This is a genomic window from Emticicia agri, assembly GCF_004168285.1.
Lineage (GTDB): Bacteria > Bacteroidota > Bacteroidia > Cytophagales > Spirosomataceae > Emticicia > Emticicia agri.
This window is the reverse complement of record NZ_SEWF01000008.1, coordinates 112,178-135,063: the sequence shown is the minus strand read 5'-3', so window position 1 is coordinate 135,063 and position 22,886 is coordinate 112,178. Positions and strand designations below refer to the sequence as shown.

Below are 22,886 nucleotides of genomic sequence, written 5' to 3'. Positions count from 1 at the left end.
GCTATCTTAGTTTTGAGATTTAACAGCATTCAACTCTTTTTTCAAAGCCTCGTTTTCTGCTTCTACCTTTTGCAATCTTTTATTCATTTCTATCAGGTAGAGTGTCAGTTCTTCTATTTTTTCCATTTGCAGTTTACTCATGTTACCAACTGCTAATGATTTGCTTTCGATTTCGGAGGCTTTCGGAATATTGGGTAGATGTCCGTTAGTCTGAATAAAATTCTCTACTTCATGAAGTGGTTTTAAACGGTAATCAGGTTTGAATACATAATCAGGCCACGGAGTAACCAATACCTCTAATTCGGTGCAGATAACCTTGCCATCAACACTCATCTTATATCCTGCCGGAATGGTTGTACCCCCAAACTGAAAGCGTTCATCGGTTGTGACTGTAAGGGCAGCATTTCCATTATTAACAAAAAGAGCCAAAGGGTGATTTGAGAGAGTTCCGAACCAGCCAGCTGAATAACCTATATAAGTACCAACCCGAATACCTGTATTATCGGCATGAACAATACCAGCAATGTTTCCGGTAGTATTTACCTGAAGTTTATAGGCAGGCGAAGCCGTACCAATCCCTACATTGCCTAACCCTGCCACATCATTAATAATAACTTTTGAATTAGCCTTTCCACCTCTGATATAGGTATCTTCGGCTGTACTGTAATTGAAGTGAGAAGAGTGCAAATTGCCATAAAAAGCGGCTGTACCGTTTACACCTGTTCCTCTGGTTACCTCTAAAGAGCCCTGCGGATTGTTTATACCAATACCCACATTTCCGGCACCTGTTATACGTACTTTCTCTGTAAAAGCGCCACTTCTGCCCGTACCAAAAACTATACTTTCATTGGTAGAAGGTACATATAGTTGTAAAGCTGCTGACTGAATTCCCATACCATAATGATTATCAGTAGCGGCAGTATTGCCTCCCCAGAACGAAATCTTATCACCAAGCGCACTCGAAAATGTCAAGGGGTGCTTCGGAGTCATGGTGCCTATACCCATTTTAGTATTAACCAAATCAAATCCGAATTTCCAGTTTGAGACCGCACCCATGCCAAACAGACCATAGATGTCGTTGTTATACATCCCTGCAAAAGCCCCTTCTGTATCATCTGATTTGTTGTACCATATACCCGCAGTTTCACCAGTATTGTGTCTTATCCGGCCTCTTCCTTTTACATCTAACCAATAAAATGGAGTAAATGAGCCTATGCCTACTTTTCCGTCTGTATTAATAATGAATTGCTGAGAGCCATTATTAGTGGCAAATCTTAATGGATGGTTTGAATGGGTCTGAATAAAGGCTGAATAATCATTGACAAAGGTTCCGACTCTGACAGAGTTATTGCTATGCTCGTACCCGATACCTGACTTACGGATATTAGTATTAGGATTCAAACCGTCAGAAGTCGGGGTAATTTCAACCGACTGCCCAAAAACTGCGGTAGATACAAAGAGTAATAATAGAAGTTTTTTCATGGTTTATATGCTTTGAGAAATGTTGAAGCAAATTTCCCTAATTAATAAACACCCATCAATTACGGAAAACCGTAATACAGCATGACGCTTAGTAGGGGTTTTTCATGGTAAATCCTGATAGATAGAAGAAATAACAGGTCAGGAGAGAGTACCTTGGATAGGTATGTACTAATAGAGAAAATTAAAAAAATAGGTTTTGTGGCAGACAAGAGCTTACGGTTTTAAAGAAAATACCCCTATATTTGGTGAAAAAAATATTGAGACTATGGTAAAATGGGTAAAGGTTTTTGAGACACCCGATGTTATTAAAGCCGAACTCCTTAAAAATGAATTACTGACACACGAAGTAATGGCTGTAGTTTTGAACAGGAAAGACCGTAATTATCTCTGGGGCTGGTGCGAAATACGTGTACCTGAGCATCAGGAAAATATTGCAAAAGTGATTATTGATATATTCAACCAAAATGACACAGAAACTAAACCAATTCTCTAACCTTACTCAACGAATCATTGCTGCTGTAATAGGCGTAACCATTATCTTAGCTGCCGTATTGTATAATGAATGGACATTCTGGGTACTGTTTCTGGCCATTAGTGTATTGACCCAACGTGAGTTTTATAAACTATTAAAATTAGACGCCAACCTGCCTTTAACTTTTTATGGAACTTTCTGTGGGATTGTATTAAACGGACTGACATTTTTTATTGAGAAAGACATGATTCCGTTTAAGTTTTATTATCTGATTGTACCTTTGCTTACTACTACTTTTTTTATAAAACTCTATAAAAAGAAAGACTCGAAGCCTTTTGCCAACCTTGGGTACACTTTTTTAGGCATTACTTATGTGGCAGTACCTTTTGCGCTGATTAATGAACTGGTGCTGACCGACAGAGGCTATGAGCCAAAACTGATATTGGGTTGTTTATTTATTTTATGGGCTAATGATACAGGAGCCTATTTTGCCGGAAGGTTTTTAGGCCGACGTAAATTATTCGAACGTGTCTCACCCAAAAAGACCTGGGAAGGCTTTTTCGGAGGGGCAATATTGGGTTTGGTTGTGGCGTTTATTTTAACACAGTATTTCGACTGTGTTCTGCCCTGGCAATGGTATGGAATTGCTGTAATAATTTCTGTTACCGGAACCCTCGGCGATTTGGTAGAATCATTATTTAAGCGTAGTATTGCTATAAAAGATTCGGGCAGTGTGATTCCGGGGCATGGGGGATTTCTGGATAGATTTGATGGATTACTGCTCTCGATGCCATTTATTGTAACATTTTTAAAGATTTTTGCTTAATCTTTTTGAACCTACCTGATTAAAAAAAATGTTTTAACTCTGTATGATTGTACCCTTATGGACTATACTATGAAAAAAAATCTTACATATCTTTTTATTTTTATCGGCCTGGTAGTGAGCTATTTAGGACATGCGCAGGGCGAAATAAAATACATTACTTTCTCAGGTGTAGTGATTGACGGGCAAACCAAAGAACCTTTGCCGGGTGCCTATATTACGATTCCACAGGCGGGTAGAGGAACTTTGTCTAATAGCAGAGGATACTTTGGTATAGCCGCCTTTCCGGGTGATACCATCGTATTCAGTTACTTAGGTTTTAAGAAACAATTTCATGTGATACCCCGAAAGACAGATGTCGATTATTCGGTGTTTGTAGAGTTGCAGGTGGACTCTAAAATGTTAAAAGAAGTTAAAGTTTATCCGTTCAGTACAGAAGAAGAATTCAAACAGGCGTTGGTTGACATGAAGTTGCCGGATGAACGTGAAAGACAGATTCTCAGAGAAACTTATAGCGCAGAGAATATAGCCAAGATGGCCTCTGTACACGGAATGACTTCCTATGATAATTTCAAGTATGGGCAAAATCAGTTTATCAAGCAAATTGAAAGCAGAGGCCAGTTAACGACCAATCCGCTGTTGAATCCATTCTCGTGGGCTAATTTCGTAAAATCGATTAAAAGCGGGGCATGGAAAGATAAATCATGGAAAGCAGGGGCAGAAGCTGCACCCAGTGATAATGTAACCCGAGACCAGTATTTCAGGGATATGAAGAAGCAGTAAATGACCTAATATATGTTGAATGACAGCGAATAGAAACGGTCCGCCGTCGCGGTCGCCGTCTAAGACAAAAAAGGAACAATTTTAGTATATAATGCGGACTTAAGTCCGCATATGTAAGAGGATAATACCTTTGTTATTTTAGACGGCGACCGCAACGGCGGACCGTTTCTATTCGCTGACCTTTCGAGGCTCGTCAGGTTCTTATAGATGAATAATAATAATTGCACTATAAAAAGAAAAAATACGCACTATTGTAGAATTCTGCTGACTGTATCTGTTTTTTATATAACTTTGTTCTCCGATACTGTACTTGAAACTAAATGCTATAAAGCATCAGTCAAAACAGATTTTATAATATTTATCGGAACACATACATTCTCCTTTCAATGACTCATACACCTTCTGACGCCATTCTACTTCTTGAAGATGGTACTTATTTCAAAGGTAAAGCTCTTGGTAAGATCGGTACTTCGGCTGGCGAAATCTGTTTTAATACTGGTATGACCGGCTATCAGGAAATTTATACCGACCCCTCGTATTTCGGGCAAATTGTTGTTAATACTACTTCACATATCGGTAATTATGGAGTGGTGTTAGACGATGAAGAAGAATCGAAGAGCGTAACAATCAGTGGTATGGTTTGTAATGCTTTTGCCAATCATTACTACTCACGTACAACGGCTGATTTTTCTTTGCAGGAATACTTTGAGCGTGCAGGTATAGTTGGGATTTGCGATGTAGATACCCGTCAGATTGTACGCCATATCCGTGATAAGGGCGTAATGAACTGCATTATTTCTTCCGAAATTCTTGACCCGGAAGATTTAATGGTAGAATTAAAAAAATGTCCGTCGATGGAAGGTCTCGAACTTTCGTCGGTGGTCAGTACACCCGAACCTTATACTTTAGGCGCAGAAGATGCGAAGTATAAAGTAGCTGTGCTTGACTTTGGAGTGAAGAAAAGTATCCTGAAAAACTTTACTTCAAGAGACTGTTACTGCAAGGTTTTCAATGCCAAGTCGAGCCTGGAAGAAATTAAAGAATTTAATCCTGATGGATTCTTCTTATCAAATGGCCCTGGCGACCCAGCTGCCATGCCTTATGCAGTTGAGACAATCAAAGAGGTAGTAGAAGAGGGTAAACCCGTATTTGGTATCTGTTTGGGGCATCAGCTTTTGGCACTTGCCAGTGGTATTGATACCTACAAAATGAAAAACGGACATCGTGGTCTGAATCATCCGGTAAAAAACCTCATTACAGGTCTTTGCGAGGTTACTTCACAAAATCATGGTTTTGCCGTAAAACCTGACCAGGTACGCAATAATGAGAATATCGAACTGACACACGTAAATCTGAACGATGATACCATTGAAGGAATCCGCCGTAAAGATAAACCTGCTTTCTCGGTTCAATATCACCCCGAAGCCTCCCCCGGCCCACATGATTCAAGATATTTGTTTGATGATTTTGTAAAAATGCTTGATAAATAATACGCACCAAGCGCAAAAAAATAAATTGATAGGACGGTTTTCCCAATCGTCCTATATTTGTAAAAAGGGGGATAGGATTGATTTATTGTTTTCTTGTAGAGACGCACGATTCGCCGAGCGATGTATTGCGTCTTCATTGGACGATGAATAGAGAAATTTATATTCGTTTTTCAAAATTCTCTTCTCAATTAAAATATATTGGTCAAGAAAGGCCAATAGAGACGCCATGCATCGCTCGGCGAACCGTTCGTCTCTATGAAATGAAACCTTAATATTTCTTTGAAACCATTGCTATGCAATTATACAGTACCCAACACCAAAGCCCTGATGTATCTTTAGAAGAAGCTATTTTTCGTGGATTACCACCAGATAATGGCTTATATATGCCTACCTCTATTCCGAAATTACCACGAACATTCTGGGATACTATAGAGAATCTGACCCTGCAAGAAATAGCCTTTGAGATTGCTCATGCCTTGATTGGTGATGATGTACCTGCCGATGATTTAAAAGAACTGGTAAACAAAGCCATTGATTTTCCTGCACCTTTGGTAGCAATAGAAGACGATACCTATTGCCTGGAATTGTTTCATGGGCCATCCATGGCATTTAAAGACTTCGGTGCCAGATTTATGGCGGCCTTGATGTCGTATTTCCTGCAAAAATCAGCACAACAGATTCATATATTAGTAGCGACTTCGGGCGATACGGGTGGGGCTGTAGCGCAAGGGTTTTATCAGACACCTAATATTGATGTAACCATTCTCTACCCAAGCGGAAAGGTAAGTGATATTCAGGAAAAACAATTGACAACCCTTGGCGAAAACGTAAGTGCTTTGGAAGTAGAAGGTACGTTTGATGATTGTCAGAAACTGGTAAAACAGGCATTTTTAGATAAAGAGCTAACGGCACAGTTTTCTTTGGCTTCTGCCAACTCTATCAATATTGCCCGTCTGATTCCGCAGGCTTTTTATTATGTCAATGCCTATGCGCAATTGAAGAAAAAGGGCTTGGCTAATGAGATAGTTATCTCAGTACCAAGTGGTAATTTTGGTAATTTGAGTGCCGGAATTATGGCGTGGCGGATGGGAATGCCTGTTAAGCAGTTTATTGCTGCTACCAATGTAAACAAAGTAGTGCCCGAATATCTGCAGTCAGGTATTTATCAGCCTATCAGCCCTTCGTTATCTACGATTTCTAATGCGATGGATGTGGGGAATCCGAGTAATTTTCCACGTATGCAGGCATTGTTTGACAATGATTTAGAGCAAATGCAAAAAATGCTGACGGGATATTTTTATACAGATACCGAAACCCGTACAGCCATGCGGGTAGTATATGAGCGCACAGGTTATGTCATGTGTCCGCATACGGCTGTGGCCTATCTTGGGTTAAAAGACTATACGCAAACACTTGAAAACCCCGTAACCGGTGTATTTTTATCTACAGCACACTATGCTAAATTTTTAGATGTGGTAGAAGAGGTAATTGGCGAACAAGCCATTCCCGAAAGATTGTCAGCCTTATTAGATAAAGAAAAACAAGCCACTAAAATAAGTACTGATTACGAAGAATTTAAACAGACAATAATAGCAGCTTTTTCAAAAGCCTGATCTGAAAGAAGAGAATGGCTATTGATTTATTCATTGCTCATGGTAGCTTTTCTCATGCTTCATCTATGAATTGAAAAATTTCAATTTCCTATTTTAATTTATTTGTTTAACTTTGGGTGAGTTTTTTTAAGTAAAAACTAAACAGCACTTATTTTCACCTACCTATAACCTCCTACCTGTATTTTCTGAAAAATAGACTATTATGGCTATTATTTCAGATAACTCTACCTCTTAATTTTTGAATATTGAATTTTTGTCTTTACTTAAAGTGTAAGGCTGAATTTATTAGTATAAGATTAGGGTTGGCTGGCGATTAGTTGAGCTTCTAATCAGGAGATATTTAAATATGCTATAATGATAAGTTATGGTGTTTAATAGGAAAACTACATGAAATCTGAAACCACAAAGTCATTTATTACAGGTGGGGGTGAAATGGGCGAATTGATTCGCCGGAAAGACTGGAGCAAAACAGCTATTGGAGATCCTGAAAACTGGCCTCAAAGTTTAAAAATTACCATTAATATTCTGCTTAATTCCAAATTCCCTATGTTTTTGTGGTGGGGACCTGATTTACTCTGTTTTTATAATGATGCCTATCGCCCCAGTTTAGGCAAAGAGGGCAAGCATCCGTTTATTTTAGGCATGGAGGCTCACAAAGCATGGCCCGAAATCTGGCATATCATTAAACCGCTTATTGACCATGTATTAACCACAGGTGAAGCCACCTGGAGCGAAAACCAATTAGTGCCTATATATCGCAACAATAGAATTGAAGATGTTTACTGGACTTTCAGCTATAGCTCGGTTAATGATGAATTGAGTAATTCGGTCGGTGTTTTTGTAACCTGCTATGAAACCACACAACAGGTTCAGAATCTGAAAGCATTTAAAGAAAGAGAAGACCAGCTTAGTTTTATTATTGATGCAGCCGAATTAGGTACCTGGGATTTGAACCCTGTAACCAATCGGTTTACAGGGAATGCCCGTTTAAAAAGCTGGTTTGGTCTGGCTCAGGATGCCGAAATAGAACTTCCACTGGCACTAAATAATATTATAGAATCTGATAGACAAAGAGTAATAGACGCTATCCAGCATACCCTGCAATTCAGTTCAGGAGGGAATTATGACATTGAATACACCATCAGGAATCCTGCTACGCAACAGGAAAGGATAGTTTTAGCTAAAGGGAAAGCCTTATTCGACCAAAATCATAAAGCCTATCGTTTTAGCGGTACACTACAGGATATTACCCAACAGGTAAAAGCCATAAAAAATCTTAAAGAAAGTGAGCAGAAATTCAGATTTCTGGCTGATTCTCTGCCGCAATTTGTATGGACAAGTACTCCACAAGGGAGTTTGAATTATTATAACCAATCTGTTGTGAAATACTCAGGCTTAAAGCCCGAAGAGTTTAAAGAAGATAAGTGGTTTGAAATGGTTCACTCTAATGATAGAGAAGAAAATATAAGAAAATGGAGGGAAGCCATTAGCACAGGGCAGGATTTTTTGTTCGAGCATCGTTTCCGTCGGTATGATGGCACTTATCGCTGGCACCTGAGCAGGGCAACCCCTCAACGTGATACACACGGAAATATACAGATGTGGGTAGGTACCAGCACAGATATTGAAGACCAGAAGTCCTTTTCTACTCAATTAGAAAAAGAAGTAGAAAGCCAGATAAAAGAACAGAAACGCCTGAATGCGATACTTAAAAAAAGTGAAGAACGCTACCATCTGATGGTAGAGGAAGTACAGGATTACGCCATTTTTTCGTTAAGCCGCAATGGCATAGTTGAGAACTGGAATAAAGGCGCAGAAAAAATAAAAGGTTATACTGCTCCGGAAATTATTGGTAAAAGTTTCTCGGCGTTTTATCCGCCGCAGGATAAAGCAAGTGGATTGCCTGAAAAACTATTACAAGAAGCTATAAGTACCGGAAGGGTCGCCCACGAAGGCTGGCGGATTAGGAAAGATGGCAGCCCTTTCTGGGCTAATGTAGTTATTACTGCCATTCATAACGAATCAGGAGAGGTTATCGGGTTTTCTAAAGTTACCCATGACCTGACAGAAAAAAAACAGGCAGAAGACAGAAGAAAAGCAGATGCACTGGTGCTCAAGCAAAAAAATAAAGAATTAGAGCGAATAAATACCGAACTTCAGTCTTTTGCTTACGTGGCAAGCCATGATTTGCAGGAGCCTCTAAGAAAAATTCAGACATTTTCAGGGCGGTTGTTAGAGAAAGAAACAGAAAACTTATCAGCAGCAGGGATAGATTATCTGGGTAGAATGAGAAACGCAGTAAGGAGAATGCAAACGCTGATTGAGGATTTATTAGCTTATTCAAGAACTAACTCGGTGGAAAAAGTTTTTGAGAAAATTTCCATAAATGAAGTTGTGAATGAAATAAAAGAAGATTTCAAGGAAATTATATCAGAAACAAAAGCAGTTATAGAGGTTGAAGTTTTATGCGAAGTTAAAGCCATTCCTTTTCAGTTTAAACAACTTCTGACTAATCTGATTGGTAATTCGCTGAAATTCTTAAATCCTGAAATTCCGCCAAAGATTCAGATACAAAGCCGTATAATTACAGCAACAGGTAAAGAAAATGTGGCATTGCTTGCTAATCAGAAATATTGCCATATCAGCATAACAGATAATGGTATTGGATTTGAGAATGAATATAGCGAGCGTATTTTTGAAATGTTTCAGCGCTTGCACGGTAAAAGCGAGTACAAAGGTACAGGCATTGGTTTGGCTATTGTAAAGAAAATTGTTGATAATCATCATGGATTTATTACAGCTAACGGCATACCAAACCAGGGAGCGACATTTGATATTTATATTCCTGCCGAGCAGCTTTGATAGCTTTCAGCATGTTTCTCAGAAAAAAGCCTTTTTGTATGCTTGCAAAAAGGCTTTTTTCTTTAATTTAGCCTCTCATTTACAACCTTACTTTATTAAATCATGATTAATGTAGCCTTAGTAGGTTTTGGACTATCGGGGAGATACCTGCAAGCTCCTTTCTTTGAAGCTAATCCTAATTTCCGTTTAAAAACTATTGTTTGCAACAGTCAGGACCCAAGGGCTATTTTTCCGAATGTTGGCGTAGCCAAAAGTATAGATGAAGTACTGGCCGACGATGAAATAGAGTTAGTAAGTATCTGTACCCCAAGTCTGACACACCACGAATTGGCTATCAAGAGCCTGCAAGCCAATAAACATATTTTAGTAGAGAAACCTTTTACTTCTATAGTAGCAGAGGCCGAAGAGATTGTGGCACTGGCTAAAGAAAAGAATAAGGTAGTTTGTGTGTTTCAGAACCGCCGTTTCGATGGTGATTTCAGAACGGTAAAGAAAGTGGTAGAAAGTGGCGTTTTAGGCGAATTAATGAGCTATGAAGCACATTATGATAGGTATAAACCTGTGCTGAACTCTAAAAGATGGAAAGAAGTAGTGAGTCCGGCCAATGGTATTCTATATGATTTAGGGGCGCATATCATCGACCAGACTATCACCCTTTTTGGTGCACCCAAAAGCGTATGGGGTGAAACGTATGTGCAAAGAGAAGGCTCAGAAATTGATGATGCTTTCGACATCAGATTAGATTATGGAAGCCTGAAAGTTACCCTTAAATCAAGCCTTCTGGTGCGGGAGGAAGGGCCAAGATATGTGATACACGGCACGAAAGGTTCATTTGTAAAATACGGGCTTGATGTACAGGAAGATAACCTGAAAGCTGGATTAATGCCCGGTATGGAAGGCTTCGGAGTAGAATCTAAAGCCAATAGTGGAATTCTGAATGCAGAAATCAATGGCGTATCTTTCAGAGGGCATGTTGATACCGAAGTGGGTAACTGGGGTATATTATTCCAGAATCTTTATGAGGTAATTGCTGAGGGCAAAGAACCACTCATCAAGCCCGAGCAGATAATAGCACAAATGAAGGTGATTGAGGCAGTGAGGCAATCGTGAATTAGCGAATAATTGAATTTTTTGATTTATCCATTACTATAAGAACTATTAGGGGTTATAGTAATGGATATTTTTTTTCGGTAGGGAAAATAATTGATTTACAATCTTTTACAATCAATTTACAGTATTTCAGGGAAATAACTGCATGAAAGTTCTTTCTTTGAATCTGGATATTTAATCGACATATTGGTAAGGAGTAAATATTCACTAAGCTGCATTCGCTAATTCTTTATTCACTCATTCACGATTTTACTGAATATGTTAAAAAATTACCTCAAAATAGCTGTGCGTAATCTTGCCAAAAACAAAATTTACGCTCTCATTCATATAGTTGGGTTAGCTATCGGTATGAGTTGTATGCTGCTGGCTTATTTGTTTGTAAGAGATGAATATGACTTCGATACATTTCATGAGAATAATCCGAATCTTTACAGGGTAACCACGGCCATTACAGAACAACCCGGTGCAGAAAGACAATTGACCGGAGGTACCGGAATGGTACAGGCAGTGGCCTTCAAACAACAAATTGCTGAAATAACTGCCATTACCCGGGTGATGGGAGGAAGCATCTATAGCGATGTACACGCTGGGAGTAAAGCAATACGATTACGACCTTTATTTGTGGACAGTACTTTTTTTGATGTTTTTTCTTTTCCTATGCTGAGAGGGACTCATGCACATAGCCTTTCTACCATAAATTCTGTAGTTATTACAGAAAAAACAGCTTTACGTTTTTTTAATAGCATTGATGTGTTAGGCAAATTATTGGAGCTTGATGCAGACCCATCGGCACAAACGTTGGGCAAGCCTTTGATTATTTCCGGCGTTGTAAAAGACCCTCCTGAAAATTCGTCCCTTCAATTCGAAATGCTTCTTCCATTCAGGTTTATGCAACTCGCTTTTAATGACCCTAACTGGCTGAATAGCTATCTGGGAACATTTATGGTACTGAACCCCAAAGCCAATACTGCCAATGTTATCAATACAATGAATAAGATTTATCGTGTCTATGCAAAGGACCAACTGGCAGAAAGTCTTAAAAATAAATTTAATCCTGATATTACTTATGGTTTGCAGTCAATACAAGATATACACCTGAATCCTTTACAACTTAATGGCGAATCGGGGGTTGTCAATACAAGTTCACCACTGTATAGCTATCTGTTTATAGGTATCGCTGCTTTCATACTGATTATGGCAAGTATTAACTTTATCAATATCAGTTTAGCCAATTCATTTTCCCGATTTAAAGAGGTGGGTATCCGCAAAGCCACAGGCAGTACACGGCAACAAATCATATTCCAGTTTCTGAGCGAATCCGGTATTATCTGCCTGATGGCTTTTCTATTGGCAATTGCTATTGTTAGTGTCTGTCTGCCAGTATTTAATGTTTTATCAGGGAAGGCTATCCAATTCATTGAGGTATTAAGTGTCAGGTCAATCTTATGCTTTGGCGCATTGTTGTTGATTAATATTCTGATGGCAGCCTTATATCCTTCTGTAGTTATGTCTGCTCTCCGGCCAGTTGATGCACTCTATAAAAAGCCGAAATTGCTGAATAATGGTCTTTTCGGTAATGGTCTGATTGTGTTTCAGTTTTCGCTTTCCATCATCATGATTATTGCTACCATGATATTCTATAGTCAGATGGATTTTATTCGGAACAAAGACCTCGGCTATATGCCTGCGCAGGTGCTAAGGTCAGAGATTCCGGGGAACAGAGATTTACCTAAAATCAGTGCCCAATTAAGAAATGAGGTTTTGAATGTTCCGTTTATTGAAAATATATCATTCGGCGCTGAGGCTGGCACTTATGATACAAAAGTGGGCAATCGTACCATTAAAACTACTTACAGGAATGGTGATTATAATCATATCCCGACTTTAGGTATCCAAGTAAAACTTGGGAGAAATTTCTCCCCTGATTTCTCAGGAGATAAACAACGGGGGTTGATTGTTAATGAGGCGTTCGTCAGAGCATACGGTCTTAAAAAGCCGCTGGGAGTGCAGGTAACAATTGCTCCCTATTTCGAGAATAGCAAGCGGGAGATTATAGGCGTGATTAAAGATTTCCATTCAGGGTCTTTGAAAGAACGGATTCAACCGATGATTATGTTTATGTATGAACCATTTGCGGGTGGAATATGGCTAAAACTCAATCGTAAAAATCAGGTACTGGCTTTGCAAGCTTGGGAAAAAATATTCAAAAAGGTGATGCCCGGAGCGGTTTATCGGTATAGTTTTTTAGACGAACTCAATCATCAACAATATTATCAGGAAGAGCGTTGGCAAAAGATTATAGGCTATGCTACGGGCATTTCTTTTTTCATCTGTTGCCTTGGACTATTCGGGATTGCCAAACTTTCAGCACACAGACGCACAAAAGAAATAGGTATCCGTAAAGTGCTGGGGGCATCTGTAGCCAGTATTGTTGCCTTACTTTCAACCAGATTCCTTAAACTGGTATTGATGGCTATTGTTATGGCTGTACCTGTTGGTTGGTACATAAGCCATCTATGGCTACAGAATTTCGTTTACAAGATAGAAATGGAATGGTGGATTTTTCTAACGGCAGGTGTCGTTTCGTTATTAGTAGCCTTTTTAACCGTAAGTTTAGAAAGCATCAAAGCCGCTTTGTTGAATCCGGTGAAGAGTTTGAGAATGGAGTAGGAAATTAGTGATTTAGTGATTGTGTGATTATTTAAAACTCTGTAAATTAATCACTAAATCACTAAATCACTAAATCACTAAATCACTAAATCACTAAATCACTAAATCACTAAATCGCTCATTCACAATTAATTCGGCAATCCCAACAAAAAGCCAATAGTAAAGTTTGCATCCCAGTCGAAAACGAATTGGTCACATTTGGTAGCGTCTTTAATGGCTTTGTAGATATTTACCCCTGCTTTGTCTTTGGCGTCTTTCAAATCTTTATAATCGGCTGGGGCTTTCAGAACTGTATAGCGTTCTTTACCATTTCTCACTTTCTTTGCCATTGAGAAAGGCACTCCACCAATAATAAAACAGGTTTTGCGTTTCATGCTTGGAATAGACGAGGCTTTGTCTTTTACGTCGTCATATACTTTACCATCATCTACACCATTCTGAAAGTATTTGGCTCCATAAGTTTCTAAAGCTGAAACACTTCCATTGTTAGACCACGAAATTTTGGTATTACCCGAGCCAATATCTGTTACAAAAGCCTCTTCCTCAAAATCTCTAGGCAATACGCACTTCAAAGCTAAAGCACCTTCCTGTTCCGGGGTTACAGTATTTACAAAGTAATTAAGTGCCTTTAAGTTCTTGACAATTTTTTGTGTAACATCGGCTTTTACAGCACCCGAACTCACTACAAAGTGAATATCACGGCCACTTACACCAAAATCGAGCATACTGCCAATATATTTTTTCAGACCTGTTCTGATGTCTTCATCGGTAGCCATGTTTTCGGTTACAAGGCTATTGCCAAACTCAGATTTCTCTAATTTCCAGTTTTTGTCTTTGTCTACTCTAACAATAAATGAGTTGAAACCACTGGCACCTAATTCTACCACGCCTTTCAGTTTGCCATTTACAGGCTCAGGGGCAACAAAATTAAACGATGAGGAGCCCGTAGCAGTTGCTTCATTATCACTCCCTGATGATGAGGCCGTTGAGGAACTTTCAGACGCAGGACCTTCTTCCGGTGCTTTGGTAGACGATTCTTCGGTGGGTGTCTCGTTGCTTTTGTTCATCAAAGAGCGTCCCCAACTGGTATTATCAAGAATATATTTGCCTCCAAAAAACAGACCTGCCAGAATAACAAGCGTAATCATAAATCGGGCAAATGGTGTGAGCGATGTTTTCATTGTGTTACGTTTTTAAATCTACTGAGATTTTGTGTAAATGTAATAGTTAGAAATTTGTAAACTGACGACCCTGCAAAAACGGTGATAACAGATACCTTTTACAGCGTTTTCAGAATACCTTAAGTACTAAAGATTTTTACTCAAAAAGTTTATCGTATTGGTTGCCTGATGGCTTGGTGGTAGGTATGGGTTTACCGGCAATAAGCGCTTTTTTATCATTACCCAAAAGCAACGATACGCCTTCCTCTTCCCATTTCTCCAGCATTTTCAAGCCTTCTTCTTCAAATACTCCGTTTTGCAGGTCGATAGAATCCATGAAGTTCGACGACATTTCCATGAAACGCTCCATTTCACCTACTTTCTGGCTTACATCATCAGCAATCGATTCCATAGCCATATCAAACATCTGGCGTTGGTCTTTATTGCCATTCAGGATATTCATGGCTGAACGCATCGCCGAGTGGCTGGCACGGATAGCTTTACGCTCTTGTTCTTTTACTGAAACCTGGTCTTTAATGTCTTCGAGCATTACTTCCGAGTTTTCATACATTTTGCCCAGTACCCGGTACAGAATCTCCATTTTTTTGTATAAATCCTCTAATTTTACGTTCGATTCCTGTAAACGTCCTGCCTTACGGGCTTTCAATACCATCATAGCCTGTTTATCGGTTTCTTTCGCTTTGCTTGCCAGATTCAGGTCGTTCTGAATCTGTTTTTTATTGGTTTCGATGATGGTTTTCAGGTTATACATCTGACCTTTCAGGGTCGAAATCTGCTGATTCATTTTAGCCAGATTATTCCGTAATTCATCAATGTAGGTTTTCAGAATACCGATAGGGTCGAGTTGTACAAAAAGCCCTGTTAACCAGCGCATGATACTCTTGTAAATGTAGAAAATAAGATTTCTCATTTTAGGGTCGAGTATCATATAGATAACAGCCGCCAGTACTATTAGCAAACCAGCCAGATACAGCGTGTTTGAGGCTAACGTAATGAGGTAAGGCAGTGCTTTATAGAGCAGATACCCCCCACCCAATAGTAAACCTGCGGCGAAAAGTGTTCCTGTCTTGCCTTCCGGGCGTTCCCAAAATGATTTGGGTTTGGTTTCTTGCATTTCCATATCTTATTGCATGACCCTCTGCCTCCCGAGGAATTTGATAAAATTCATGATGTATATTAGTAATTCTACCGGAGGTATGAGGCTTTCTCCTAACAGAATCAGGGTTTATTTATTTTAAATATTTGCCCATGTTGTCAACGTCCTGGCTGATTTGAGCGGTCAGTTCGTTGAAAGTGGCATGAAAATCACTGAGTGTTGTTTCAATTTTGATAACAGCATCTGAAATCTCTGCTTTCATCTTTTCCATATCTGTCTGGTGCACCTGTATTTCCTGTGTCAGTTTGGCAATCTGTTCGGCCTTTGCCTTAATGGTAGCATCCATATCAGCAATAGCTTTTTCTTTATTACCAATCTGTTTCTGGCGTTGCGCATTTACCGACTCCTGAAATTTGGCATCTTCTGAAGTCAACACTTTTAAATAAAAATTAGCCGATTCCGTTAGTTTCTGTGGGGTTACACCCATGGCCTGTGCGGCTGCATATGCCGAAAAATACCGGGTTTGTTCATCCATAGGCATTTTAGCCAGTGTTGCCAAAGACTTTTTATATTCTAAATAGTCAAATCCTTCCTGATTATTGGCTTCCATAGCACCCAACAGAATATCATAGAACTTTTCTGAAGCTTTTCCGGCAGGAGCAACAGGGGTAGAACTTGGCGAAGTGCTGGTAGGTTTTTCTTCAGGTTTGGCTGTTGAAGCATTGTCAGAGGCTTGTTCATCAGTTGGAGTTTCAACTATAAACATACCCTTTAGTTTTTTAAGAAAATCGCTCATTTTTTATTTGAAGGCTCTTGTTTAAGCTTAAATGAAATAATTAATGGGTCTATGAAAGTAACTTTGTGATTAATTTCGATTCAAATTTTGAGGGTTTGTAAGGATTGTACAAACATTATCATACAACACAAGTAAATAGTAGTGTCGAATGGTTAAATTTAGTGATGATTTTTGAAATCTTTCAAATCTGTAAGGTTTTTTGTTAAATATCTTTATTAAGTGAATGGGATCAAAAGGTTTTGCAATAATGCGTAGTAACAGCGAATGGAATTCGGCGCCTAAATTAACAATGGTATTTTTTGCATACATTGCCGGACTTATTAGGTTTCAAGAAATAATCGTTTTGGCTAAAGCCAATATAGGATGCTATAATTTAATATTCCACCCGCACGGCGTCCGTAGCTAAAGCTGGCGGCAATTGAATCAATAGCCCCGCGCGGCGTCCGCCCATTTTCAAATGGGGGTAACAGTAAATCATCAACCATATTTGGCTTCAGCCAAAACTATACGCAATTTCTAAAGAACGTTTATTTCTTGAAACCTAATAAGTCCGGCTTATACATAAATAATTCCTTTGTTGTCTTAGACGGTGACTGCGACGGCAGACCGTTTCCATTCACTGTCATTCTATTCTTTTAAAATTCTTAAGTGAATTGCATCGAATCCCCCAAACAATTTTTAAATTTGTAAAGATTTATTGTTGTATAGACAAGTTATGAAATACACAAGGCTTTTTTTGTTGTCTCTTTCAGTGGTAGCCATTGGGGCTATTATGGCTTTTAGCTTTAATCCTTTTTCAAGTCAGGTTGATTTCAATACCGAAATCAAACCGATTCTGAACAAGCATTGTGTGTCTTGTCATGGAGGTGTGAAAAAAGCTGCGGAGCTAAGTTTCCTGTTCTCGCAGGAAGCCATTAATACCAAAGGGAAATCGGGAAAAGTAGCCATTGTGCCGGGCGATGCCGAACACTCAGAGTTTTATAAGCGTCTGATAACCCACGATACCGAAGAGCGGATGCCTAAAGGCAAAGACCCGCTCAACAAAGAAGAAATTGCCCTACTCAAAAAATGGATTGACCAGGGTGCACCCTGGGGAGATCACTGGGCTTATCAGCAACCAGAAAAGCCAGCTGTACCCTCCGTAGGTGGCTTTTTTGCCCGTTTAGGCTTGATAGAAGATGAAGAAACCCGTTTTGCTAAGAATGAGATTGATAATTTTGTACTCAATAAACTGAAAGAAGAAGGGCTTGAACACTCAAAGCCAGCTGGCAAAGGCACTTTACTCCGTCGTGTTTATCTTGATTTGACAGGTTTACCCCCTACCGAAGCACAATTACAAGCCTTTCTGAATGATGCCTCCGAAAATGCTTATGAAAAAGTAGTTGACCAGCTATTAGCTTCATCTGCCTATGGTGAACGTTGGGCAGCTATGTGGTTAGATTTAGCCCGTTATGCCGATACCAAAGGGTATGAAAGAGATGTATATCGAAATATCTGGCGTTACCGGGATTATGTGATAAAGGCTTTTAACGAAGATAAACCTTTCGATCAATTTACGATTGAGCAATTGGCAGGAGATTTATTGCCCAATCCTACAAATGAGCAACTGATAGCCACAGGTTTCCACCGGAATACGATGAACAACGACGAAGGAGGAACGGTGGATGAAGAGTTCAGGGTAGCAGCTACGCTTGACAGGGTAAACACGACATTTGATGTATGGCAGGGTACTACCATGAGTTGTGTACAGTGTCATACACATCCTTACGACCCATTCAGGCATGAAGAATATTATAAACTGATGGCATTTTTTAACAATGCCCGTGATGAAGATGTAGTAAGTGATACCCCATACCTGAGATTCTATAAGCAAGAGGATTCAACCAAAATAGAAGAGTTGAAAAGCTGGATTTTGGCTAAAGGTAGAAACGAAAAGGATTTTGAAAAATTTATCAGGATTTTAGAACCTAAATTCAATTCGCATGATATTGTGCCGCTTTCTAATGGTACATCGTCTCTCTTAGATGCCAAGTATTTAGGGCTACAACACACGGGCTATGGCCGATTGAAAGGGGTAACCCTGACAGATAAGAATCGGCTGGTGATGAATTTTAGTACAGGTACTGAAAAAGGGATACTGCATATAAGAGAGGATAAAGTAGATGGCAATATCATACTTACTATTCCTATTTCTGCGGCTCGTGATACGGTTATGTTTTACCCTTTGCCAAAAATAGAAGGCAAGCACGATTTATATTTTACGTTTACTAATCCTAAAAAACCGAAAGACTGGTTGCAAATCAAGTGGTTGTCATTCCAGAAAACTTTTGGAGAGGGTAAAGACTATGAATCGGTTGAACTGAAATACACAGAGGTACTGAATGCCAAAGCTGATTTTACGCCAATTATGAGTGAGGGCGAGGGAGACCTGGCACGTAAACAACATATTTTTGAACGTGGGAACTGGCTGGTGCATGGCAAAGAGGTTAAACCCGGTGTGCCTAAGTATCTCTCAAAAATGTCGAAAGATTACCCTACTAATCGTCTGGGACTGGCGAAGTGGTTGGTAGATGGGAATAACCCACTTACGGCACGTGTGGCAGTCAATCGTTTCTGGGAGCAGATTTTCGGAACGGGCATTGTTGAAACTCTGGAAGATTTCGGTACACAGGGCTTTAGTGCCACTAATCCCGAATTGCTTGATTACCTGGCAGTAACTTTTCAGGACGATATGCAATGGAGTGTAAAGAAACTCCTTAAACTAATTGTTACCTCAGGTACTTACCGGCAATCGTCTGATGTTACGCCTGAACTGGTAGAAAAAGACCCATATAATCGTTACTTAGCCCGTGGGCCACGCATCCGTCTGTCAGCCGAGCAGGTAAGAGACCAGGCATTGTTGGTAAGTGGTTTGTTGTCTAAAAAAATGTATGGTAAAAGCGTAATGCCTTATCAGCCTGATGGCATGTGGCAGTCGCCGTGGAATGGAGAATCCTGGAAACTTTCGCAAGGGGAAGACAAGTATCGTAGGGCCATTTATACTTTCTGGAAACGTACGGCTCCTTATCCGTCTATGATGTCGTTTGATGCACCAAGCCGGGAATTCTGTCAGCTAAGACGTTTGCGCACTAACACGCCTTTACAGGCACTGGTAACCCTCAATGATCCTACTTATGTAGAAGCGGCACAGGAACTGGCAAAAAATATGCTGAAAAAAGGCAAGACCCCCGAAGAGCAGATACAGGCAGGCTTTAACCTGATAATGATGCGGAATATTGATAATCGCAAATTACAGGTACTCACTAAACTCTACCGACAAACTGAGCAGGAATATACCAGACATCCGACTGAAGCCTACAAATTCTTTGGCAGGTCAGATGTTTCGCCTAAAATGGCGGCTATGGCTGTTACGGCCAATGCCATGCTGAATTTAGATGAAATTGTAACGAAGGAGTAGGGGGTATTGGCGTACGCACGGCCTTCGACCGGGCGTCGGTCGCTCCGCTCAGGCACCGGGCTTGGCGCTGTTATTAATTAAATTATCATTTTAGTTCTAATAAAACAATGACCTATCGAATCGGCGGCTGAGCGAAGCCGAAGTCCCGATTGGGAAGCGAATTTTCAAACAAAGCAGACCCAATTGTATTCATAAATCATATTGCCTCAGCAATCATGAAATACTCAAAACCCCTTCTCTTCTCCCTGATAGTGATAGCCATTGTGGCTATCATGGCATTCAGTTTTAATCCTTTTTCAAATCAGGTTGATTTTAATACCGAAATCAAACCGATTCTGAACAAGCATTGTGTGTCTTGTCATGGAGGTGTGAAAAAAGCGGCAGAGTTAAGTTTCCTGTTCTCGCAGGAAGCCATCAATACCAAAGGGAAATCGGGAAAAATAGCCATTGTGCCGGGTGATGCCGAACATTCAGAGTTTTACAAACGCCTGATTATCCACGATACCGAAGAGCGGATGCCTAAAGGCAAAGATCCCCTCAACAAAGAAGAAATTGCCCTACTCAAAAAATGGATTGACCAGGGAGCTCCTTGGGGAGACCACTGGGCTTATCAGCAACCAGAAAAGCCAGCTGTACCCTCAGTGGGTGGCTTTTTTGCCCGTTTGGGTTTGATAGAAGATGAAGAAACCCGTTTTGCTAAGAATGAGATTGACAATTTTGTTTTGCATAAACTGAAAGAAGAAGGACTTGAATATTCAAAGCCAGCTGACAAAGGCACCTTACTCCGTCGTGTTTATCTTGATTTGACAGGTTTACCCCCAACAGAAGCACAATTACAAGCCTTTCTGAATGATGCCTCCGAAAATGCGTATGAAAAAGTAGTTGACCAGCTATTAGCTTCATCTGCCTATGGTGAACGTTGGGCAGCTATGTGGTTAGATTTAGCCCGTTATGCCGATACCAAAGGGTATGAAGCGGATATGTACCGCAATATCTGGCGTTACCGTGATTATGTAATCAAAGCTTTTAATGAAGATAAGCCTTTCGATCAATTTACCATAGAGCAATTGGCCGGAGATTTATTGCCCAATCCTACAAATGAGCAATTGATAGCCACAGGTTTCCACCGGAATACGATGAACAACGACGAAGGAGGAACGGTGGACGAAGAGTTCAGGGTAGCAGCTACGCTTGACAGGGTAAACACGACATTTGATGTATGGCAGGGCACTACCATGAGTTGTGTACAGTGTCATACACATCCTTACGACCCATTCAGGCATGAAGAATATTACAAACTGATGGCATTTTTTAACAATGCCCGTGATGAAGATATATATACCGATACACCCTATCTACGATTCTATAAGCCGGAAGATTCAACCAAAATAGAAGAGTTGAAAAGCTGGATTTTGGCTAAAGGTAGAAACGAAAAGGATTTTGAAAAATTTGTCAGGACTTTAGAGCCTAAATTTAATTCGCATGATGTAGAGCCTCTATCGGCAGGTACTTCTTCTTTATTGAGTTCAAGATACATTGGTTTTCAACACGGGGGCTATGGTCGGTTGAAAGACGTAACTCTGACTGATAAAAACCGTTTGATAATCAGCTACGACTGGGGTACAGATAAAGGGATACTGCAAATCAGAGACGGTAAAATAGATGGCAATGTGATTCTGACGATTCCGGCAGCACAAGATACAGTAATGGTTTATACATTACCCAAACTGGAAGGTAAACACGATTTGTATTTTACTTTTACCAATCCTAAAAAACCAAAAGACTGGATACAGATTAAATGGTTTGCATTTCAGAAAACTTTCGGAGAGGGTAAAGACTATGAATCTGTTGAACTGAAATACAAAGAAATACTGAATGCCAATGCAGACTTTACGCCTATCATGAATGATGGTGAGGGAGATTTAGCTCGTAAACAGCATATTTTTGAACGTGGTAACTGGTTGGTGCATGGCAAAGAAGTAAAACCCGGTGTGCCTGAATATTTACCTCCCATCCCAAAAAATTATCCTCAGAACCGATTAGGATTGGCTAAATGGTTGGTAGATGGTAAAAACCCGCTTACAGCACGTGTAGCAGTCAATCGTTTCTGGGAACAGATTTTCGGCATTGGTATTGTAGAAACCCTCGAAGATTTTGGTACACAGGGTTTTAGCCCTGTTAATCCTGCTTTGCTCGATTACTTGGCCTTTACTTTTCAGAACGATATGCAATGGAGTGTAAAAAAACTCCTGAAGCTAATTGTACTATCAGGTACTTACCAGCAATCGTCTGATGTTACGCCTGAACTGGTAGAAAAAGACCCTTATAACCGTTATTTAGCCCGTGGGCCACGTATCCGCCTGTCAGCCGAGCAGGTAAGAGACCAGGCATTATTGGTGAGTGGTTTATTGTCTAAAAAAATGTATGGTAAAAGCGTAATGCCTTATCAGCCTGAAGGCTTATGGTTATCTCCTTGGAGCGGCGAATCGTGGAAACTCTCGCAGGGAGAAGATAAATATCGTCGGGCACTTTATACGTTCTGGAAAAGAACTACCCCTTATCCGTCTATGATGTCGTTTGATGCCCCAAGCCGGGAATTCTGTCAGTTAAGGCGTCAGCGCACCAATACCCCGTTACAGGCTTTAGTAACCCTCAACGACCCGGCCTATGTAGAAGCCGCACAGGAGTTAGCCAGAAATATGCTGAAAAAAGGCAAAACCCCTGAAGAACAGATACAGGCAGGTTTTAATCTGATAATGATGCGGAATATTGATAACCGGAAATTACAGGTATTGACCAAACTCTACCGACAAACCGAACAGGAATATACCAGACACCCCACAGAAGCCTACAAATTCTTTGGTAGGTCAGATGTTTCTCCTAAAATGGCGGCTATGGCTGTTACGGCTAATGCCATGCTGAATTTAGACGAAATTGTAACAAAAGAATAGAAAAATGAATGGTTTTAGTGTTTAGCAGAACGCTTAATAAATTTTTACGTTTAATAGGGTCAATGAAACACTAAAAGCTGATAATATGAGTTTATTAGGG

14 protein-coding genes are annotated in these 22,886 nt (G+C 40.0%); 10 read left to right on the top strand and 4 right to left on the bottom strand.

The features are described from left to right. Positions 1–6: 6 nt before the first annotated feature. The gene (locus EWM59_RS07505; protein WP_130020332.1) at positions 7–1,482 is read right to left on the bottom strand and encodes a cell division protein ZapB; all 1,476 of its coding nucleotides are present in this window, start codon (positions 1,480–1,482) and stop codon (positions 7–9) included. A 196-nt stretch (positions 1,483–1,678) separates the two neighbouring features. On the opposite strand from EWM59_RS07505, the gene EWM59_RS07500 reads away from it, so the two are divergent. The 8 genes from EWM59_RS07500 to EWM59_RS07465 all read left to right on the top strand — a co-directional run bounded on the left by EWM59_RS07500 (position 1,679) and on the right by EWM59_RS07465 (position 13,305). Next, entirely contained in the window at positions 1,679–1,975 is a 297-nt protein-coding gene (locus tag EWM59_RS07500) for a putative signal transducing protein (protein WP_130020331.1), read from the top strand. Next, positions 1,947–2,780, top strand: coding sequence for a phosphatidate cytidylyltransferase (locus EWM59_RS07495; RefSeq protein WP_130020330.1), 834 nt, complete (start codon positions 1,947–1,949; stop codon positions 2,778–2,780). The genes EWM59_RS07500 and EWM59_RS07495 overlap by 29 nt, the downstream gene beginning before the upstream one ends. 69 nt (positions 2,781–2,849) lie before the next feature. Beyond that, entirely contained in the window at positions 2,850–3,560 is a 711-nt protein-coding gene (locus EWM59_RS07490; RefSeq protein WP_165372133.1) for a carboxypeptidase-like regulatory domain-containing protein, read from the top strand. 386 nt (positions 3,561–3,946) lie between these two features. Beyond that, entirely contained in the window at positions 3,947–5,050 is a 1,104-nt protein-coding gene (gene carA / locus EWM59_RS07485) for a glutamine-hydrolyzing carbamoyl-phosphate synthase small subunit (protein WP_130020328.1), read from the top strand. A gap of 293 nt (positions 5,051–5,343) precedes the next feature. Next, positions 5,344–6,663 carry a threonine synthase gene (gene thrC, locus EWM59_RS07480; protein ID WP_130020327.1) on the top strand — a complete coding sequence of 440 codons (1,320 nt, stop codon included), beginning with the start codon at positions 5,344–5,346 and terminating at the stop codon, positions 6,661–6,663. A gap of 387 nt (positions 6,664–7,050) precedes the next feature. Beyond that, positions 7,051–9,525 carry a PAS domain-containing sensor histidine kinase gene (locus EWM59_RS07475; protein ID WP_130020326.1) on the top strand — a complete coding sequence of 825 codons (2,475 nt, stop codon included), beginning with the start codon at positions 7,051–7,053 and terminating at the stop codon, positions 9,523–9,525. A 102-nt stretch (positions 9,526–9,627) separates the two neighbouring features. Further along, positions 9,628–10,635 (top strand): Gfo/Idh/MocA family oxidoreductase, encoded by a 1,008-nt coding sequence (locus EWM59_RS07470; protein WP_130020325.1) that lies wholly within the window; start codon positions 9,628–9,630, stop codon positions 10,633–10,635. 258 nt (positions 10,636–10,893) lie between these two features. Further along, on the top strand, positions 10,894–13,305 hold the full coding sequence (locus tag EWM59_RS07465) for an ABC transporter permease (protein ID WP_130020324.1): 2,412 nt from the start codon (positions 10,894–10,896) through the stop codon (positions 13,303–13,305). 128 nt (positions 13,306–13,433) lie between these two features. Here EWM59_RS07465 and EWM59_RS07460 read toward each other — a convergent pair whose 3' ends face one another. The 3 genes from EWM59_RS07460 to EWM59_RS07450 all read right to left on the bottom strand — a co-directional run bounded on the left by EWM59_RS07460 (position 13,434) and on the right by EWM59_RS07450 (position 16,378). Then, the gene (locus tag EWM59_RS07460) at positions 13,434–14,486 is read right to left on the bottom strand and encodes a hypothetical protein (protein ID WP_130020323.1); all 1,053 of its coding nucleotides are present in this window, start codon (positions 14,484–14,486) and stop codon (positions 13,434–13,436) included. A gap of 136 nt (positions 14,487–14,622) precedes the next feature. Continuing rightward, positions 14,623–15,606, bottom strand: coding sequence for a hypothetical protein (locus EWM59_RS07455; protein WP_130020322.1), 984 nt, complete (start codon positions 15,604–15,606; stop codon positions 14,623–14,625). A 109-nt stretch (positions 15,607–15,715) separates the two neighbouring features. After that, entirely contained in the window at positions 15,716–16,378 is a 663-nt protein-coding gene (locus tag EWM59_RS07450) for a hypothetical protein (RefSeq protein ID WP_130020321.1), read from the bottom strand. Between the two features lie 715 nt (positions 16,379–17,093). Here EWM59_RS07450 and EWM59_RS07445 point away from each other — a divergent pair. Continuing rightward, on the top strand, positions 17,094–19,835 hold the full coding sequence (locus EWM59_RS07445) for a DUF1553 domain-containing protein (RefSeq protein ID WP_130020320.1): 2,742 nt from the start codon (positions 17,094–17,096) through the stop codon (positions 19,833–19,835). Between the two features lie 215 nt (positions 19,836–20,050). Further along, a complete protein-coding gene (locus EWM59_RS07440; protein WP_130020319.1) occupies positions 20,051–22,786 on the top strand; it encodes a DUF1553 domain-containing protein in 2,736 nt (911 codons plus the stop codon). Positions 22,787–22,886 lie beyond the last annotated feature (100 nt).

Bases quoted from the DNA above. Each gene is read 5' to 3' on its own strand.
- EWM59_RS07450 (WP_130020321.1), bottom strand. From the start codon at position 16,378: ATGAGCGATTTTCTTAAAAAACTAAAGGGTATGTTTATAGTTGAAACT.
- EWM59_RS07465 (WP_130020324.1), top strand. From the start codon at position 10,894: ATGTTAAAAAATTACCTCAAAATAGCTGTGCGTAATCTTGCCAAAAAC.
- EWM59_RS07460 (WP_130020323.1), bottom strand. From the start codon at position 14,486: ATGAAAACATCGCTCACACCATTTGCCCGATTTATGATTACGCTTGTT.
- carA (WP_130020328.1), top strand. From the start codon at position 3,947: ATGACTCATACACCTTCTGACGCCATTCTACTTCTTGAAGATGGTACT.
- EWM59_RS07445 (WP_130020320.1), top strand. From the start codon at position 17,094: ATGAAATACACAAGGCTTTTTTTGTTGTCTCTTTCAGTGGTAGCCATT.
- EWM59_RS07440 (WP_130020319.1), top strand. From the start codon at position 20,051: ATGAAATACTCAAAACCCCTTCTCTTCTCCCTGATAGTGATAGCCATT.
- EWM59_RS07495 (WP_130020330.1), top strand. From the start codon at position 1,947: ATGACACAGAAACTAAACCAATTCTCTAACCTTACTCAACGAATCATT.
- EWM59_RS07505 (WP_130020332.1), bottom strand. From the start codon at position 1,482: ATGAAAAAACTTCTATTATTACTCTTTGTATCTACCGCAGTTTTTGGG.
- EWM59_RS07490 (WP_165372133.1), top strand. From the start codon at position 2,850: ATGAAAAAAAATCTTACATATCTTTTTATTTTTATCGGCCTGGTAGTG.
- EWM59_RS07470 (WP_130020325.1), top strand. From the start codon at position 9,628: ATGATTAATGTAGCCTTAGTAGGTTTTGGACTATCGGGGAGATACCTG.
- EWM59_RS07475 (WP_130020326.1), top strand. From the start codon at position 7,051: ATGAAATCTGAAACCACAAAGTCATTTATTACAGGTGGGGGTGAAATG.
- thrC (WP_130020327.1), top strand. From the start codon at position 5,344: ATGCAATTATACAGTACCCAACACCAAAGCCCTGATGTATCTTTAGAA.
- EWM59_RS07455 (WP_130020322.1), bottom strand. From the start codon at position 15,606: ATGGAAATGCAAGAAACCAAACCCAAATCATTTTGGGAACGCCCGGAA.